Source organism: Pseudomonas sp. GW460-12-10-14-TSB1 (assembly GCF_017349775.1).
Classification (GTDB): domain Bacteria; phylum Pseudomonadota; class Gammaproteobacteria; order Pseudomonadales; family Pseudomonadaceae; genus Aquipseudomonas; species Aquipseudomonas piscium.
The window spans coordinates 40,544-55,532 of sequence record NZ_JACNAC010000029.1 but is presented as its reverse complement, the minus strand read 5'-3'; the positions used below and the strand labels follow the sequence as shown (position 1 = coordinate 55,532).

At 62.9% G+C, this 14,989-nt stretch carries 16 protein-coding genes; 7 read left to right on the top strand and 9 right to left on the bottom strand.

Annotated elements, in window-relative coordinates:
• The first annotated feature begins 32 nt into the window (after positions 1-32).
• The 3 genes from J4D52_RS17775 (at position 33) to cysN (ending at position 3,880) form a co-directional block, all read left to right on the top strand.
• The gene (locus J4D52_RS17775; RefSeq protein ID WP_009042201.1) at positions 33-791 is read left to right on the top strand and encodes a Nif3-like dinuclear metal center hexameric protein; all 759 of its coding nucleotides are present in this window, start codon (positions 33-35) and stop codon (positions 789-791) included.
• Between the two features lie 260 nt (positions 792-1,051).
• Positions 1,052-1,969: a sulfate adenylyltransferase subunit CysD gene (gene cysD, locus J4D52_RS17770; protein WP_007929849.1), complete on the top strand. Its 918-nt coding sequence runs from the start codon at positions 1,052-1,054 to the stop codon at positions 1,967-1,969.
• Positions 1,970-1,981: 12 nt separating this feature from the next.
• Complete coding sequence (cysN, locus tag J4D52_RS17765) at positions 1,982-3,880, top strand: sulfate adenylyltransferase subunit CysN (RefSeq protein WP_025806438.1); 1,899 nt, start codon at positions 1,982-1,984, stop codon at positions 3,878-3,880.
• 163 nt (positions 3,881-4,043) lie between these two features.
• On the opposite strand, the gene J4D52_RS17760 is transcribed toward cysN, so the two are convergent.
• The 3 genes from J4D52_RS17760 to J4D52_RS17750 form a co-directional block, all read right to left on the bottom strand.
• Positions 4,044-4,949 (bottom strand): acyltransferase, encoded by a 906-nt coding sequence (locus tag J4D52_RS17760; RefSeq protein WP_063428383.1) that lies wholly within the window; start codon positions 4,947-4,949, stop codon positions 4,044-4,046.
• The gene (pta, locus tag J4D52_RS17755) at positions 4,950-7,049 is read right to left on the bottom strand and encodes a phosphate acetyltransferase (protein WP_053277482.1); all 2,100 of its coding nucleotides are present in this window, start codon (positions 7,047-7,049) and stop codon (positions 4,950-4,952) included.
• Between the two features lie 62 nt (positions 7,050-7,111).
• On the bottom strand, positions 7,112-7,450 hold the full coding sequence (locus J4D52_RS17750; protein ID WP_080693479.1) for a DUF3565 domain-containing protein: 339 nt from the start codon (positions 7,448-7,450) through the stop codon (positions 7,112-7,114).
• Between J4D52_RS17750 and J4D52_RS17745 the strand changes: the two genes are divergently transcribed.
• The 3 genes from J4D52_RS17745 to J4D52_RS17735 all read left to right on the top strand — a co-directional run bounded on the left by J4D52_RS17745 (position 7,419) and on the right by J4D52_RS17735 (position 9,833).
• The gene (locus J4D52_RS17745) at positions 7,419-7,904 is read left to right on the top strand and encodes a peptidylprolyl isomerase (protein ID WP_007929845.1); all 486 of its coding nucleotides are present in this window, start codon (positions 7,419-7,421) and stop codon (positions 7,902-7,904) included. The genes J4D52_RS17750 and J4D52_RS17745 overlap by 32 nt on opposite strands.
• Positions 7,905-8,039: 135 nt before the next feature.
• Positions 8,040-8,522, top strand: coding sequence for a glutathione peroxidase (locus J4D52_RS17740; protein WP_025806441.1), 483 nt, complete (start codon positions 8,040-8,042; stop codon positions 8,520-8,522).
• A 207-nt stretch (positions 8,523-8,729) separates the two neighbouring features.
• Complete coding sequence (locus tag J4D52_RS17735) at positions 8,730-9,833, top strand: NADH:flavin oxidoreductase (RefSeq protein ID WP_063428385.1); 1,104 nt, start codon at positions 8,730-8,732, stop codon at positions 9,831-9,833.
• Between the two features lie 121 nt (positions 9,834-9,954).
• On the opposite strand, the gene J4D52_RS17730 is transcribed toward J4D52_RS17735, so the two are convergent.
• Entirely contained in the window at positions 9,955-11,154 is a 1,200-nt protein-coding gene (locus J4D52_RS17730; protein WP_102677208.1) for a glycosyltransferase family 1 protein, read from the bottom strand.
• 40 nt (positions 11,155-11,194) lie between these two features.
• A complete protein-coding gene (cysZ, locus tag J4D52_RS17725) occupies positions 11,195-11,950 on the bottom strand; it encodes a sulfate transporter CysZ (RefSeq protein WP_009042209.1) in 756 nt (251 codons plus the stop codon).
• Between the two features lie 312 nt (positions 11,951-12,262).
• On the opposite strand from cysZ, the gene trxB reads away from it, so the two are divergent.
• Positions 12,263-13,219 (top strand): thioredoxin-disulfide reductase, encoded by a 957-nt coding sequence (trxB, locus tag J4D52_RS17720; RefSeq protein WP_025806445.1) that lies wholly within the window; start codon positions 12,263-12,265, stop codon positions 13,217-13,219.
• A 164-nt stretch (positions 13,220-13,383) separates the two neighbouring features.
• Here trxB and J4D52_RS17715 read toward each other — a convergent pair whose 3' ends face one another.
• The 4 genes from J4D52_RS17715 to folE are packed head-to-tail and all read right to left on the bottom strand — an operon-like array spanning position 13,384 to position 14,983.
• Positions 13,384-13,722, bottom strand: coding sequence for a HopJ type III effector protein (locus tag J4D52_RS17715; RefSeq protein WP_102677209.1), 339 nt, complete (start codon positions 13,720-13,722; stop codon positions 13,384-13,386).
• Positions 13,715-14,011: a DUF1244 domain-containing protein gene (locus J4D52_RS17710; RefSeq protein ID WP_009047021.1), complete on the bottom strand. Its 297-nt coding sequence runs from the start codon at positions 14,009-14,011 to the stop codon at positions 13,715-13,717. Before J4D52_RS17710 ends, J4D52_RS17715 begins: the two co-directional genes overlap by 8 nt.
• A gap of 37 nt (positions 14,012-14,048) precedes the next feature.
• Positions 14,049-14,420, bottom strand: coding sequence for a dihydroneopterin triphosphate 2'-epimerase (gene folX / locus J4D52_RS17705; protein ID WP_007929829.1), 372 nt, complete (start codon positions 14,418-14,420; stop codon positions 14,049-14,051).
• Positions 14,421-14,422: 2 nt separating this feature from the next.
• Positions 14,423-14,983 carry a GTP cyclohydrolase I FolE gene (folE, locus tag J4D52_RS17700; protein WP_063428391.1) on the bottom strand — a complete coding sequence of 187 codons (561 nt, stop codon included), beginning with the start codon at positions 14,981-14,983 and terminating at the stop codon, positions 14,423-14,425.
• Between the last annotated feature and the right edge of the window lie 6 nt (positions 14,984-14,989).

Genomic DNA, 14,989 nt, shown 5'->3' with positions numbered 1-14,989 from the left:
GCGCCTCTGAACGGGATATTTAGGAGTCTTTTATGGCCGTTGCCCTGAGCACTCTGGTAGAGGAAGCGGACCGCTACCTGGGCAGTTCGCGAATCGCCGATTACTGCCCCAATGGCCTGCAGGTCGAAGGCCGGCCACAGGTGATGCGCATCGTCAGCGGCGTCACGGCCAGCCAGGCGCTGCTCGATGCCGCGGTGGAGGCCAATGCCGATCTGGTGCTGGTGCATCACGGCTATTTCTGGAAAGGCGAGAACCCCTGCATCACCGGCATGAAACAGCGCCGGCTGAAAACCCTGCTCAAGCACGATATCAGCCTGCTGGCCTATCACCTGCCGCTGGACCTGCACCCGGACGTCGGCAACAACGTGCAACTGGCGCGGCAACTGGATATTACTGTGGAAGGCCCGCTGGACCCGGACAACCTGAAGATCGTCGGGCTGGTCGGCTCCCTTGCCGAGCCCATGACCGCGCGGGACTTTGCCCGCAAGGTCCAGGAAGTGATGGGGCGCGAGCCGCTGGTGGTCGAAGGCAGCAAGATGATCCGGCGTGTCGGCTGGTGCACCGGGGGCGGCCAGGGCTACATCGACCAGGCGGTGCTGGCCGGCGTCGATCTGTACCTGAGCGGCGAGGCCTCGGAGCAGACCTTCCACAGCGCCCGGGAAAACGACATCAGTTTTATCGCCGCCGGCCATCACGCCACCGAGCGTTACGGCGTGCAGGCGCTGGGGGATTACCTGGCCCGTCGCTTCGCCCTCGAGCACTTGTTCATCGACTGCCCGAACCCTATATAAAGTCTTGTCCTGTAGCCGCTGCCGCAGGCTGCGATGGCCCGGGCCACTCTGGTCGAAGGACCTTCAAGAGCACGCTGCCACACAGTCGATCGCAGCCCGCGACAGCGGCTACAGAAGGACCTGAACACAACAAACAGGCGGGTATATTCATATACCGTTTCGATCTAGCCGGCGTCCTGATTAGAAGAGGTCGCTGTGCTAGCATGCCCCGCTCGAACACGGCCCGCAGGCCGTCCATAAGAAAGCTTTCGTGAGTAGCCATGGTCGACAAACTGACGCATCTGAAACAGCTGGAGGCGGAAAGCATCCACATCATCCGCGAGGTGGCCGCCGAGTTCGACAACCCGGTGATGCTGTACTCCATCGGTAAAGACTCCGCCGTGATGCTGCACCTGGCGCGCAAGGCGTTCTTCCCGGGCAAGCTGCCGTTTCCGGTGATGCACGTCGACACCCAGTGGAAATTCCAGGAGATGTACAAGTTCCGCGATCGCATGGTCGAAGAGCTGGGCCTGGAACTGATCACCCACGTCAACCCGGAAGGCGTTGCGCAGGGCATCAACCCCTTCACCCACGGCAGTGCCAAGCACACCGACATCATGAAAACCGAGGGCCTCAAGCAGGCGCTGGACAAGTACGGTTTCGATGCGGCGTTCGGCGGTGCCCGGCGCGACGAAGAGAAATCCCGCGCCAAGGAGCGCGTGTACTCGTTCCGCGACAGCAAGCATCGCTGGGACCCGAAGAACCAGCGCCCCGAGCTGTGGAACGTCTACAACGGCAAGGTCAACAAGGGCGAGTCGATCCGCGTCTTCCCGCTGTCGAACTGGACCGAGCTGGACATCTGGCAATACATCTACCTCGAAGGCATCCCGATCGTGCCGCTGTACTTCGCCGCCGAGCGTGAAGTGATCGAGAAGAACGGCACCCTGATCATGATCGACGACGAGCGCATCCTCGAGCACCTCTCCGACGAAGAGAAGGCCCGCATCGTCAAGAAGAAGGTGCGTTTCCGTACCCTTGGCTGCTACCCGTTGACGGGCGCGGTGGAGTCCGAAGCCGAGAGCCTGACGGACATCATTCAGGAAATGCTCCTGACGCGAACTTCCGAGCGCCAGGGCCGGGTCATCGATCACGATGGCGCCGGTTCCATGGAAGACAAGAAACGTCAGGGCTATTTCTAAGTAGGGTCTAACATGTCGCATCAATCCGAATTGATCAGCGAGGACATCCTCGCCTACCTGGCCCAGCACGAACGCAAAGAACTGCTGCGCTTCCTGACTTGCGGTAACGTCGACGACGGCAAGAGCACCCTGATCGGGCGCCTGCTGCACGACTCGAAGATGATCTACGAAGACCATCTGGAAGCCATTACCCGCGACTCGAAAAAAGTCGGCACCACCGGTGACGACATCGACCTGGCGTTGCTGGTCGACGGCCTGCAGGCCGAGCGTGAGCAGGGCATCACCATCGATGTCGCCTATCGCTACTTCTCCACCGCCAAGCGCAAATTCATCATCGCCGACACCCCCGGCCATGAGCAGTACACCCGCAACATGGCCACCGGTGCTTCCACCTGTGACCTGGCGATCATCCTGGTGGATGCCCGTTACGGCGTGCAGACCCAGACCCGTCGCCACAGCTTCATCGCCTCCCTGCTGGGCATCAAGCACATAGTCGTGGCCATCAACAAGATGGACCTCAAGGACTTCGACCAGGGCGTGTTCGAGTCGATCAAGGCCGACTACCTGAAGTTCGCCGAAGGCCTGAAGATGAAGCCCACCAGCCTGCACTTCGTGCCGATGTCGGCCCTCAAGGGCGACAACGTGGTGAACAAGTCCGAGCGCTCGCCGTGGTACACCGGCCAGTCGCTGATGGAAATCCTCGAGACCGTGGAAGTGGCGGGTGACCGCAACTTCACCGACCTGCGCTTCCCGGTGCAGTACGTCAACCGTCCGAACCTGAACTTCCGCGGTTTCGCCGGGACCCTGGCCAGCGGCATCGTGCACAAGGGCGACGAAGTGGTGGTGCTGCCGTCGGGCAAGAGCAGCCGGGTGAAATCCATCGTCACCTTCGAAGGCGAGCTGGAACATGCCGGCCCGGGCCAGGCCGTGACCCTGACCATGGAAGACGAGATCGACATCTCCCGTGGCGACCTGCTGGTGCATGCCGACAACGTACCGCCGGTGACCGACAGCTTCGAAGCCATGCTGGTATGGATGGCCGAAGAGCCGATGCTGCCGGGCAAGAAATACGACATCAAGCGCGCCACCAGTTACGTGCCGGGCTCCATCGCCAGCATCGTCAACAGGGTCGACGTGAACACCCTTGAAGAAGGTCCGGCCAGCGCTCTGCAGCTGAACGAGATCGGCAAGGTCAAGATTGCCCTCGACGCGCCGATCGCCCTCGACGGTTACGACAGCAACCGCACCACCGGTGCCTTCATCGTCATCGATCGCTTGACCAACGGCACCGTCGGTGCCGGCATGATCGTCGCCCAGCCTGTGGTCCATGGCAGCGCCACGCACCATGGCAAGCTGGCCCATGTAGCCACCGAGGAGCGCGCCCAGCGCTTCGGCCAGCAACCGGCTACCGTGCTGTTCAGCGGCCTGTCCGGCGCTGGCAAGAGCACCCTGGCCTATGCGGTCGAGCGCAAGCTGTTCGACCTGGGCCGTGCGGTGTTCGTCCTCGACGGCCAGAACCTGCGTCACGACCTGAACAAGGGCCTGCCCCAGGATCGCGCCGGGCGTACCGAGAACTGGCGTCGTGCTGCCCACGTGGCGCGTCAGTTCAACGAAGCCGGCCTGCTGACCCTGGCGGCGTTTGTCGCGCCGAGTGCGGAGGGTCGTGAACAGGCCAGGGACCTGATCGGCAAGGAGCGTCTGCTGACGGTCTACGTCCAGGCCTCGCCGGCGGTCTGCGCCGAGCGTGATCCGCAGGGCTTGTACGCCGCTGCTGGGGATAACATCCCGGGCGAGTCCTTCCCGTACGACGTGCCGCTGGATGCCGATCTGGTGATCGACACCCAGTCCGTGTCGCTGGAAGAGGGCGTCAAGCAAGTGCTGGAACTGCTGCGCAAGCGCGGCGCGATCTAAGCCTTAGCGGTCAGTAAAAAGCCCGCTGTCGAGTGATCGACGGCGGGCTTTTTTGTGGCCTTGAGAAAGTTATCGCGGGCAAGCCTCGCTCCTGCACTGGAGCAACACGCTCGCTTCTGTAGGAGCGAAGCTTGCCCGCGATGAGGCCCTTACAGACGCTTCATTACTTCCCCGGATACTCCCGATGCATCTGCTCCAGCAGCGCATCCTTGTTCTGCCACAGCTGGTTGATCCAGCCCTGGAACTCCAGGCGGTACGCGCCATCTTGGTCGTAGTTCTTGCCAATGAACTGCGGCGGAATCGGCAGTTCCTCGAAATGCACCACCACCTCGTTGACCTTGCCGCACAGCAGGTCCCAGTAACCCGGCTGGCCCGCCGGGTAGTGGATGGTGACGTTGACGATGGACTCCAGTTGCTCGCCCATGGCGTCCAGCACGAAGGCGATGCCACCGGCCTTGGGCTTGAGCAGGTAGCGGAACGGCGAGGCCTGTTGCGCATGCTTGGCCTTGGTGAAGCGTGTGCCTTCGACGAAGTTGAAGATGCCCACCGGGTTGTCGCGGAATTTTGCGCAGGTCTTGCGGGTGGTCTCCAGGTCCTTGCCCTTTTTCTCCGGGTGTTTTTCCAGGTAGGCCTTGGAGTAGCGCTTCATGAAGGGGAAGCCCAGGGCCCACCAGGCCAGGCCGATCACCGGGACCCAGATCAGCTCCTGCTTGAGGAAGAACTTCAGCGGGCGGATACGGCGGTTGAGCACGTACTGCAGAACCATGATGTCGACCCAGCTCTGGTGGTTGCTGGTGATCAGGTATGAGTGCCGGTAGTCCAGGCCGTCGAGCCCGCTGAGGTGCCAGCGGGTGTGCCCGAGCAGGTTCATCCAGGCCTTGTTGTTGCTGATCCAGGCTTCATGGATGTGGCTCATCAGCCAGTCGGTGAAGCGTTGGGCCGCGGGGAAGGGCAGCAGCAACTTGAAGATCGCCACCACGAACAGCGGGGTGCAGCAGACGATGGTGTTGAGCGCCAACAACAGCGAGGCGATCACGCCTCGCAGAGGTGCAGGTAGAAAATCCAGCATTTACACATCCAGAGGTCGGTTGGCGGCTTGAATCGCGGTCAGGGCGATGGTGTAGACGATGTCGTCGACCTGGGCGCCACGGGGCAGGTCGTTCACCGGCTTGCGCAGGCCTTGCAGCATCGGCCCGAGGCTGACGCAGTCGGCGCTGCGCTGCACGGCCTTGTGGGTGGTGTTGCCGGTGTTCAGGTCGGGGAACACGAACACCGTGGCCTTGCCGGCGACCTGGCTGTTGGGCGCCAGTTGCTGGGCCACGGCCTCGTTGGCTGCGGCGTCGTATTGCAACGGGCCGTCGATCAGCAGCGAGCTCTGAGCTTCATGGGCCAGCAGGGTGGCTTCGCGGACTTTCTCCACTTCTTCGCCACTGGCCGATTCGCCGCTGGAGTAGCTGATCATCGCCACCCGCGGGGTGATGCCGAACGCAGCCGCCGAGTCGGCGCTTTGCAGGGCGATCTCGGCCAGCTCGCTGGCACTCGGGTGCGGGTTCATCACGCAGTCGCCGTAGACCAGCACTTGCTCGGGGAACAGCATGAAAAACACCGACGACACCAGGGTGCAGCCCGGCGCGGTCTTGATCAGTTGCAGGGCCGGGCGGATGGTATTGGCGGTGGAGTGGATCAGCCCTGACACCAGGCCATCGACTTCGTCCAGGGCCAGCATCATGGTGCCGATCACCACCGGGTCTTCCAGTTGCTGTTCGGCCATCGGCGCGTTGAGGCTCTTGCTCTTGCGCAGCGCCACCATCGGCTCGACGTAGCGTTCACGGATCTGGTCCGGGTCGATCACCTCCAGGCCTGGCGGCAACTCGATGCCCTGGGCCCGGGCGACCGCCTCGACGTCCGCCGGCTTGGCCAGCAGCACGCAACGGGCGATGCCGCGCGCCTGGCAGATCGCCGCGGCCTGTACGGTCAGCGGCTCGCTGCCTTCGGGCAGGACGATGCGCTTGTTGGCTTCCTGGGCGCGCTGGATCAACTGGTAGCGGAACACCGCTGGCGACAGGCGCATTTCCCGCGGCGTGCCGCAGCGCTGGTGCAGCCACTTGGCGTCCAGGTGGCTGGCGACGAAGTCGGTGATGATCTCCGCGCGCTCGCGGTCATCGATGGGGATTTCCTTGTTCAGGCCGTTCAGCTGGTTGGCGGTCTCGTAGGAGCCGGTGCTCACCGACAGCACCGGCAGGCCGGCATTCAAGGCACCGCGGCACAGCTCCATGATCCGCGGATCGGGCAGGGTGTCACTGGTCAGCAGCAGCCCGGCCAGGGGCACACCGTTGATCGCTGCCAGGCTCACGGCGAGGATGATGTCGTCGCGATCGCCGGGCGTCACCACCAGCACGCCGGGCTTGAGCAGCTCCACGGTGTTACGCATGGTGCGCGCGCAGATGATGATCTTGGTCATGCGCCGGCTTTCGTAGTCGCCGGCGTTGAGCACCTGGGCGCCCATCAGGTCGGCCACGTCGCGGGTGCGCGGCGCGTTCAGTTCCGGTTGGAAGGGAATGCAGCCGAGCAGGCGGAAGTCGCCGCTGCGCAGCAGGGGCGAATGCTCTTTCAGGCGAGCGGAAAAGGCCTCCATGCTTTCGTCGGTACGCACCTTGTTGAGGATCACCCCCAGCACTTTCGGGTCGCGCGGGCCGCCGAACAGCTGCGCCTGCAACTCCACGCGACCGGACAGTTCGGTGAGCACTTCGTTTTCCGGGGCGGACACCAGGATCACCTCGGCATCCAGGCTTTTCGCCAGGTGCAGGTTGACCCGTGCGGCATAGCTGGCGCTGCGGGTCGGTACCATGCCTTCGACCACCAGCACGTCCTTGCCGACGGCCGCCTGCTGGTAGAGGGTGATGATTTCTTCCAGCAGTTCATCCAGCTGGCCGTCGCCGAGCATCCGTTCGACATGGGCCAGGCCCAGGGGCTGCGGCGGTTTCAACCCATGGGTGCGGGCCACCAGCTCGGTCGAGCGCTCAGGGCCGGTATCGCCAGGGTGAGGCTGGGCAATGGGTTTGAAGAAGCCGACCTTGAGGCCGGCCCGTTCCAGGGTACGCACCAGCCCGAGGCTGATGGAGGTCAGACCCACACCAAAATCGGTGGGCGCGATAAAAAAAGTTTGCATGCGGATTCTCGACGGGTGCATGGCAACGGTGAGGCGCTTAGGTTTAATGCTCTACCGGAAATTCAGGCGCCAAGGTTAGCGCTAACTGAGCCTTGTGCGCACCAACCGCAGGCAAAGGGCTGGCCTATTTTTTCCCTGCGTTTTAGCGGATCCAGGATCCAGGCCCGGGATTGCCAGGGCGGCTGGTGGCGCAGGTGCTGGGTATGGCCACAGGACAGCTCGACGACCCAGTGGCCGTCTTCATCCTGATGAAAGCCGACGACAGTCGGGCCTGGCGTTAAGTTCCGTTTGTCCGGGTTCCGTTCGCTTTCGGGCGATTGCTTCGCTAAACTTGGACGTTCTTCATTCTTATGCAAAAGGTCTCGCCCCATGCTGATCGCCGCCAATAAGGCTGTCTCCATCGACTATACCCTCACCAACGACGCTGGTGAGGTCATCGACAGCTCTGCCGGCGGCGCTCCGCTGGTCTACCTGCATGGCGCAGGGAACATCATTCCTGGCCTGGAAAAGGCCCTGGAAGGCAAAAACGTCGGCGACGAGCTGAGCGTTGCCGTTGAGCCGGAAGATGCCTACGGCGAATATGCCGCCGAACTGGTCAGCACCCTGAGCCGCAGCATGTTCGAAGGCGTCGACGAACTGGAAGTGGGCATGCAGTTCCACGCTTCCGCTCCGGACGGCCAGATGCAGATCGTCACCATCCGCGACCTGGACGGCGACGACGTGACTGTTGACGGCAACCACCCGCTGGCCGGCCAGCGCCTGAACTTCAAGGTCAAGGTTGTCGACATCCGTGACGCCAGCCAGGAAGAAATCGCCCATGGTCACGTCCATGGCGAAGGTGGCCATCACCACTGATTTCTGCGCTAAGCTCAAGTCTGACTGGAGAGGCGCCCGAGGGCGCCTTTTTAGTCGGCGACTTTTCTTGCCGGGCAACAGGCGGTACTGTCGAGTGGCTGTTTTCTGGAAGAACACGGGAATTTGGAGTTCGTCATGAGTGCTTTTCACGACCTTAAATTGAAAGCCCTGGATGGTCAGGAGCTACCGCTCGCGCCTTTCAAGGGGCACGTCGTGCTGGTGGTCAACGTCGCCTCCAAGTGTGGTCTGACACCACAATATGCGGCGCTGGAGAACCTCTACCAGCAATACAAGGGCCAGGGTTTCAGCGTGCTGGGCCTGCCGTGCAATCAGTTCGCCGGGCAGGAGCCGGGCTCCGAGCAGGAGATCCAGGAGTTCTGCAGCCTCAACTACGGGGTGACCTTTCCGTTGAGCGGCAAGCTGGAAGTCAACGGTCCGGAGCGCCATCAGTTGTACCGCCTGCTGGCGGGCGAAGGGGCGGAATTTCCGGGCGACATCACCTGGAACTTCGAGAAGTTCCTGCTGGGCAAGGACGGCCGCGTCCTGGCGCGTTTCTCCCCGCGCACTGCACCCGATGATCCGGCTGTGGTCCAGGCCATCGAAAAAGCCTTGAGCTGAATCTGCACGCCGGGCCCCGCTGCCCGGCCAGTTTTACCGCGCGTTCGCGCACCTCTCGCCTCTCTGCGCTTTGGCACCTTAATCACCCTGATCAATAGTGCTGGGCGTTGCCTGGGGCACGGAATATTATCGCCATCATAAGGCCGTCGGCGTACCCGCCCGACCTGCCGCTTCCCGCGATTCAGACCCTCAGCCCTGGAGTACAGCATGCCCGTTCAAGCCTTGTTCAAACCCTTTCAGCTGGGTGCCCTGGAGCTGTCGACCCGTGTGGTGATGGCGCCGATGACCCGGTCGTTTTCCCCGGGTGGCGTGCCGAACTCGAAAGTCATCGAGTACTACCGTCGTCGCGCCTCGGCCGGGGTCGGCCTGATCATCACCGAAGGCACCACGGTCGGGCACAAGGCCTCCAACGGTTATCCGAACGTACCGCGCTTTTATGGCGAAGCGGCCCTGGCCGGCTGGAAGAAGGTGGTGGACGCGGTGCACGCCGAAGGCGGCAAGATCGTTCCGCAACTGTGGCATGTGGGCAACGTGCGCCGCCTGGGCACCGAGCCGGATGCCAGCGTGCCGGGTTACGGCCCGTCGGAAAAACTCAAGGACGGCCAGGTGGTGGTCCATGGCATGACCCAGGACGACATCCGCGAAGTGATCGCCGCCTTCGCCCAGGCTGCCAAGGATGCCCAGAGCATCGGCATGGACGGCGTGGAGATCCACGGCGCCCACGGCTACCTGGTCGACCAGTTCTTCTGGGAAGGCAGCAACCAGCGTACCGACGAGTACGGTGGCGACCTGGCCCAGCGCTCGCGGTTTGCCATCGAGCTGATCCAGGCCGTGCGCGCCGCTGTGGGTCCTGGCTTCCCGATCATCTTCCGCTTCTCGCAGTGGAAGCAGCAGGACTACAGCGCCCGCCTGGTACAAACCCCCGAGGCCCTGGGCGAGTTCCTCAAGCCGCTGGCAGACGCCGGTGTGGATATCTTCCACTGCTCCACCCGCCGTTTCTGGGAGCCGGAGTTCGAGGGCTCCGAGCTGAACCTGGCCGGCTGGACTCGTCAGCTCACTGGCAAGCCGACCATCACCGTGGGCAGCGTCGGCCTCGACGGCGAGTTCCTGCAGTTCATGGTCAACACCGACAAGGTGGCGCAGCCGGCGAGCCTGGAAAAGCTCCTGGAGCGCTTGAACAATGATGAGTTCGACCTGGTGGCGGTAGGGCGCGCATTGCTGGTGGACCCGGACTGGGCGCAGAAGGTGCGTGAGGGGCGCGAGCAGGACATCCTGCCGTTCAGCCGTGAGGCGTTGATGACGCTGGTCTAAGCGCAGCCCCTGGAAGCGCTATCGCGGGCAAGTCGGATCGCCGCCCGCTCGCTCCTACACGAACGGTGATTCTGTAGGAGCGAGGCTTGCCCGCGATGCTTTGCAACTGATGTTTTCAGCGCTAAGGCAACAACCGCCCTTGAGGCACCACCACTTCTTCCGTGCAGGCACCACGCAGCTGGGTTTCAAACTGCTCGATGATCGCTGCCCAGCCCTGGCGGCTGGCGTGCTGGCGGGCATTGAGGCGTACCCGGCGCAAAGTCTCGGGCTCCCCCAGCAGCCAGTTGGCCGCATCGCAGAACGCGCATTCGTCCCCGGGCATCGCCAGCACACCGTTGTAGCCATGGCGAATATGCTGGGCCGCCGCGGCCTGGTCGTAAGCCACCACGGCCAGCCCCGAGGCCAGGGCCTCGAGCACCACGTTGCCGAAGGTTTCGGTCAGGCTTGGGAACAGGAACAGATCCCCCGACGCATAGTGACTGGCTAGCGCTTCGCCGCGTTGCGAGCCGCAAAACACGGCGTTCGGCAACTCCTTCTGCAGGACTGCGCGTTGCGGGCCATCGCCCACCACGATCAACTTCATGGCCTGCTGCGGATAAGTGTTCTGCAGCTGGGTGAAGCAGCGTTTGAGCAGGCCCAGGTTCTTCTCCGGCGCCAGGCGGCCGACATGGATCACCGCGATATCGTCGTTGCCCAGGCCCCAGCTTTCGCGCAGCTCGTTGAGGCGCTTGGCCGGGTGGAACAGTTGGCTGTCGACCCCGCGCGACAGCAGCGCCAGGCGCTCGAAGTTGCGCCGCTCCAGTTCCAGGCGCTGGCTGGCGCTGGGCACCAGGGTCAACTTGGAGCGGTTATGGAACCAGCGCAGGTAGTGGGTCAGCAGGCGCGTCAGCAAACCCAGGCCGTACTGGCTGGAGTACTGCTGGAAGTTGGTGTGGAAACCGCTGACCACGGAAATCCCCAGGCGCCGCGCCGCCCGCAGCGCGGACAGGCCCAGCGGGCCCTCGGTGGCGATGTACAGCACATCCGGGCGATGGCGTTTCCAGCGCCGCAGCAGCTTGTGCATCGACGACTGGCCCCATTGCAGCCCCGGATAACCCGGCAGCGGCCAGCCACGGCACAGCAGCAAACCCTCGTCGCTGACCCGGCTCTGATCGCTGCCCTGACGCGGGCGGATCAGTTCCACCTGGTGTCCACGGGCGCGCAATCCATCGCACAGGCGGCCAAGGGTATTGGCCACGCCATTGATTTCCGGTGGGAAGGTTTCGGTGATCAGAGTGATATGCAGAGCTGTCGTCATGGCCTCAGTGTCAGCCGAGGCCATGTCGTCATTGTGACGTTGCGATGATGGATTTGTGACCCGCTCAGCGTTGCTGGGCCACCAGGTTTTCCGCGCCGCGCTCGCGCACCCAGAACAGCGTCGCGCCGGCCACCGCCGCCGGCATCATCAGGATGTTGACCACCGGGATCAGCAGTACCAGATAGACGATCCCGCCAAAGCTCATGCTCTGCCAGCGCTTTTCCCGCAGCCAGGCGAGCATCTCGTTCCAGCCCAGCTTGTGGTTGTCCGCCGGGTAGTCGATGTACTGGATCGCCATCATCCATACGCCGAACAGCAACCACAGCGGCGCGGCCACCAGGTTCACCACCGGAATGAAGGACAGGATGAACAGGCCGATGGCCCGCGGCAGGAAATAGCCCAGCTTGCGCATTTCCCGGGCCAGGGTGCGCGGGATCATGGCCAGCAGTTCGGCCCAGCTGAAGGGCGGGAAGTCGTCGGTGCCGCGGACCACCACTTCGACTTTCTCCGCGAGGAAACCGTTGAAGGGCGCGGCGATCACGTTGGCCAGCATGGTGAAGGTGAAAAACACCATCAGCAGCACCAGCACCACGAACAGCGGCCAGAGGATGTAGCTGAGAAAGCTCAGCCAGTCCGGCAGGGAAGGCATCAGGGTGTCGACCCACAGGCTGAACTGGTGGCCGGCGAAATAGATCAATCCGACGAACAGCACCAGGTTGATGGCCAGGGGCAAAAGGACGAACAGACGCAGGCCGGGGCTGAGCACCAGCTTGAGGCCTTCGCGCAGGTATTGCGGGCCGGACAGAACGGGGGCGGGCATAAGGAGCTCCGTGCAAGGGGAAAACGCGCCGACCTTACCGGCTTTGCCCCACCGGCGAAAGCGCGGTCGTTAGGTCGACATCAACTGTAACAAAGGCGCCGGTAAATACGCCGATACCGGATAGAGACCTCCTATGAGCTGGATTGTTAAACCGTATTTCCTTAATCTTCGCCCCCTCTATACGCTGCACCCATTATTTTTCGGACGGGCGAACCTGAAGCCTTCCCCAAGTGCTTTCGCCGTCCTTTTTTATTCCAGCCGGCAATCCGGCGTTCCGCGCCAGTGATCCGGGCCGGTCGATAGGAGTGAGTCATGTCTGATGTACGTCATTCGCGTGTGATTATTCTCGGTTCCGGCCCTGCCGGTTACAGCGCCGCGGTCTATGCCGCCCGCGCCAACCTGAAGCCGCTGCTGATTACCGGCATGCAGGCCGGCGGTCAGCTGACCACCACCACCGAAGTCGACAACTGGCCGGGCGATGTCCACGGCCTGACCGGCCCGGCACTGATGGAGCGCATGCGTGAACACGCCGAGCGTTTCGAAACCGAAATCGTCTTCGATCACATCAATGCCGTGGACTTCGCCGCCAAGCCTTACACCCTGACCGGCGACAGCGCGACCTACACCTGCGACGCCCTGATCATCGCCACCGGCGCCAGCGCCCGTTACCTGGGCCTGCCTTCGGAAGAAGCCTTCATGGGCAAGGGCGTATCGGCCTGCGCGACCTGCGACGGTTTCTTCTATCGCAACAAGCCAGTGGCCGTGGTCGGTGGCGGCAACACCGCTGTCGAGGAAGCCCTGTACCTGGCCAACATCGCCAGCAAGGTCACCCTGATCCACCGTCGCGATACCTTCCGCGCCGAGAAGATCCTGATCGACAAGCTCAATGCCCGGGTTGCCGAAGGCAAGATCGAGCTCAAGCTGAACGCCAACCTGGATGAAGTGCTGGGCGACAACATGGGTGTCACCGGTGCGCGCCTGAAGAACAACGACGGCAGCTTCGACGAGATCAAGGTCGACGGCGTGTTCATCGCCATTGGCCATACTCCGAACACTTCGCTGTTCGAAGGCCAGCTGGCGCTGAAGGACGGCTACCTGGTGGTGCAGGGCGGCCGTGAAGGCAACGCCACCGCGACCAGCATCGAAGGTATCTTCGCCGCCGGCGACGTGGCCGACCACGTGTACCGCCAGGCCATTACCTCGGCCGGCGCCGGCTGCATGGCTGCCCTGGACACCGAGCGTTACCTGGACAATCTGCAGAACGCTTGATTCTCAGTCCGTTGAAATGAAAAAACCGGCCCAGGCCGGTTTTTTTGTATCTGTTCTTCCGTAGGAGCGAGCGGCGGCGATCCGACTTGCCCGCGATCCAGACAACGCGGTGCTTCAGATAGACCGCATGCTGCCCATCGCGGGCAAGCCTCGCTCCTACAGGATCAGCGGCGCTTGAGTGGCTGCTGCACAAACTTCACACCCGCCAGGCCATGGGCGATCAGCGCGCGGATATTGCCGTGGTCGCTGCCTTCAGGGGTGGCCAGCACCGAGCGGTAATGCTCGCCGAACGCCAACAGCGCTTCTTCGTCACTCAAGCCTTCCAGCAGGGCCAGGCCCAGGGTCTTGCACGAACCTTCGTTCTGCCCGGCGGCATTTTCCACGCCGCCGTTGTTGAAGGCCTGTGGCTGGTAGTCGTAGCCGGCGGCGATAAAGGCCAGGGTGTCGGTGAAGGCGTGCTCGCCGCTCTTGAGGCTGGCGCGCAGGGTGTTCAGGTCAGTCATGGGGTTTTCCTTTGGCGAACGCCGCTTGCTGCTCGGCGCTGGCTTCTTTCTGGTAGAGAGTCTTCCACTCGGCGTAGGGCATTCCATACACCACTTCACGGGCGTCATCGAGGCTGACCTCGATCTGGCGCTCGTCGGCCTCGGCCTTGTACCACTTGGACAGGCAGTTGCGGCAGAAGCCGGCGAGGTTCATCAGGTCGATGTTCTGCACGTCCTTGCGGCTGTCCAGGTGCGCGACCAGGCGGCGGAAGGCGGCGGCTTCGAGTTCCAGGCGTTGTTGCTCGGTCATGTTCGGCTCTGTGCAATCAAATGTGGCGCGGATGATATCAGCGGCTGGCCGCGAGGGTGATCGACACCGACTCGGCGAAACGCAGGGCGTGGGGTTTGTCGACTTCGACCTCGGCGTACAGCACCGATTCGTTGGCCATGATCAGATCGAGGATTTCCTGGGTCAGGCGCTCGAGCAGGGCAAAGCGGTTGCCCTCCACGTGGGCGATGATCGCCTTGGTGATGGTGCGGTAGTTCAGCGCATGGTCGATGTCGTTGTCGCGCACGGCTTCTTGCGCGGCATACAGGATGGTCAGGTTGATCAGCACATCCTGCTTGTTGAGGATCTCGTCCTCGTTGATTCCGATGAAGGTCCGCAGGCACAGGTCCTTGACCCGGATGCGAGCCATTCCTGGCTGAAGTTGTGGCATTGCTACTTGCTCCGTCCGATCAATTGCAGGAATTCCTGGCGTGTGGTGCTCGAATCGCGAAAGGCGCCGAGCATCACCGAGGTGTGCATGGTCGAGTTCTGCTTCTCGACGCCGCGCATCATCATGCACATGTGCTGGGCTTCGACGACCACCGCGACCCCGGCGGCCTGGGTCACCCGCTGCACCGCGTCGGCGATTTCCCGCGTGAGGTTTTCCTGGATCTGCAGGCGGCGGGCGAACATGTCGACGATCCGGGCGATCTTCGACAGGCCCAGCACCTTGCCGGTGGGAATATAAGCCACATGGGCCTTGCCGATGAAGGGCAGCAGGTGATGTTCGCACAGGGAATAGAGTTCGATGTCGGCGACTATGACCATTTCATCGTTGTCGGAGGCGAACAGCGCGCCATTGACCACCTCGTCCACCGACTGGCTGTAGCCATGACACAGGTACTGCATGGCCTTGGCCGCGCGTTGCGGGGTGTCGAGCAGGCCTTCGCGCTCGGGGTCTTCGCCGAGATCCTTGAGGATCTCGCGGTAATGCTGGGGCAGGGAAAGAGTCATGCAACG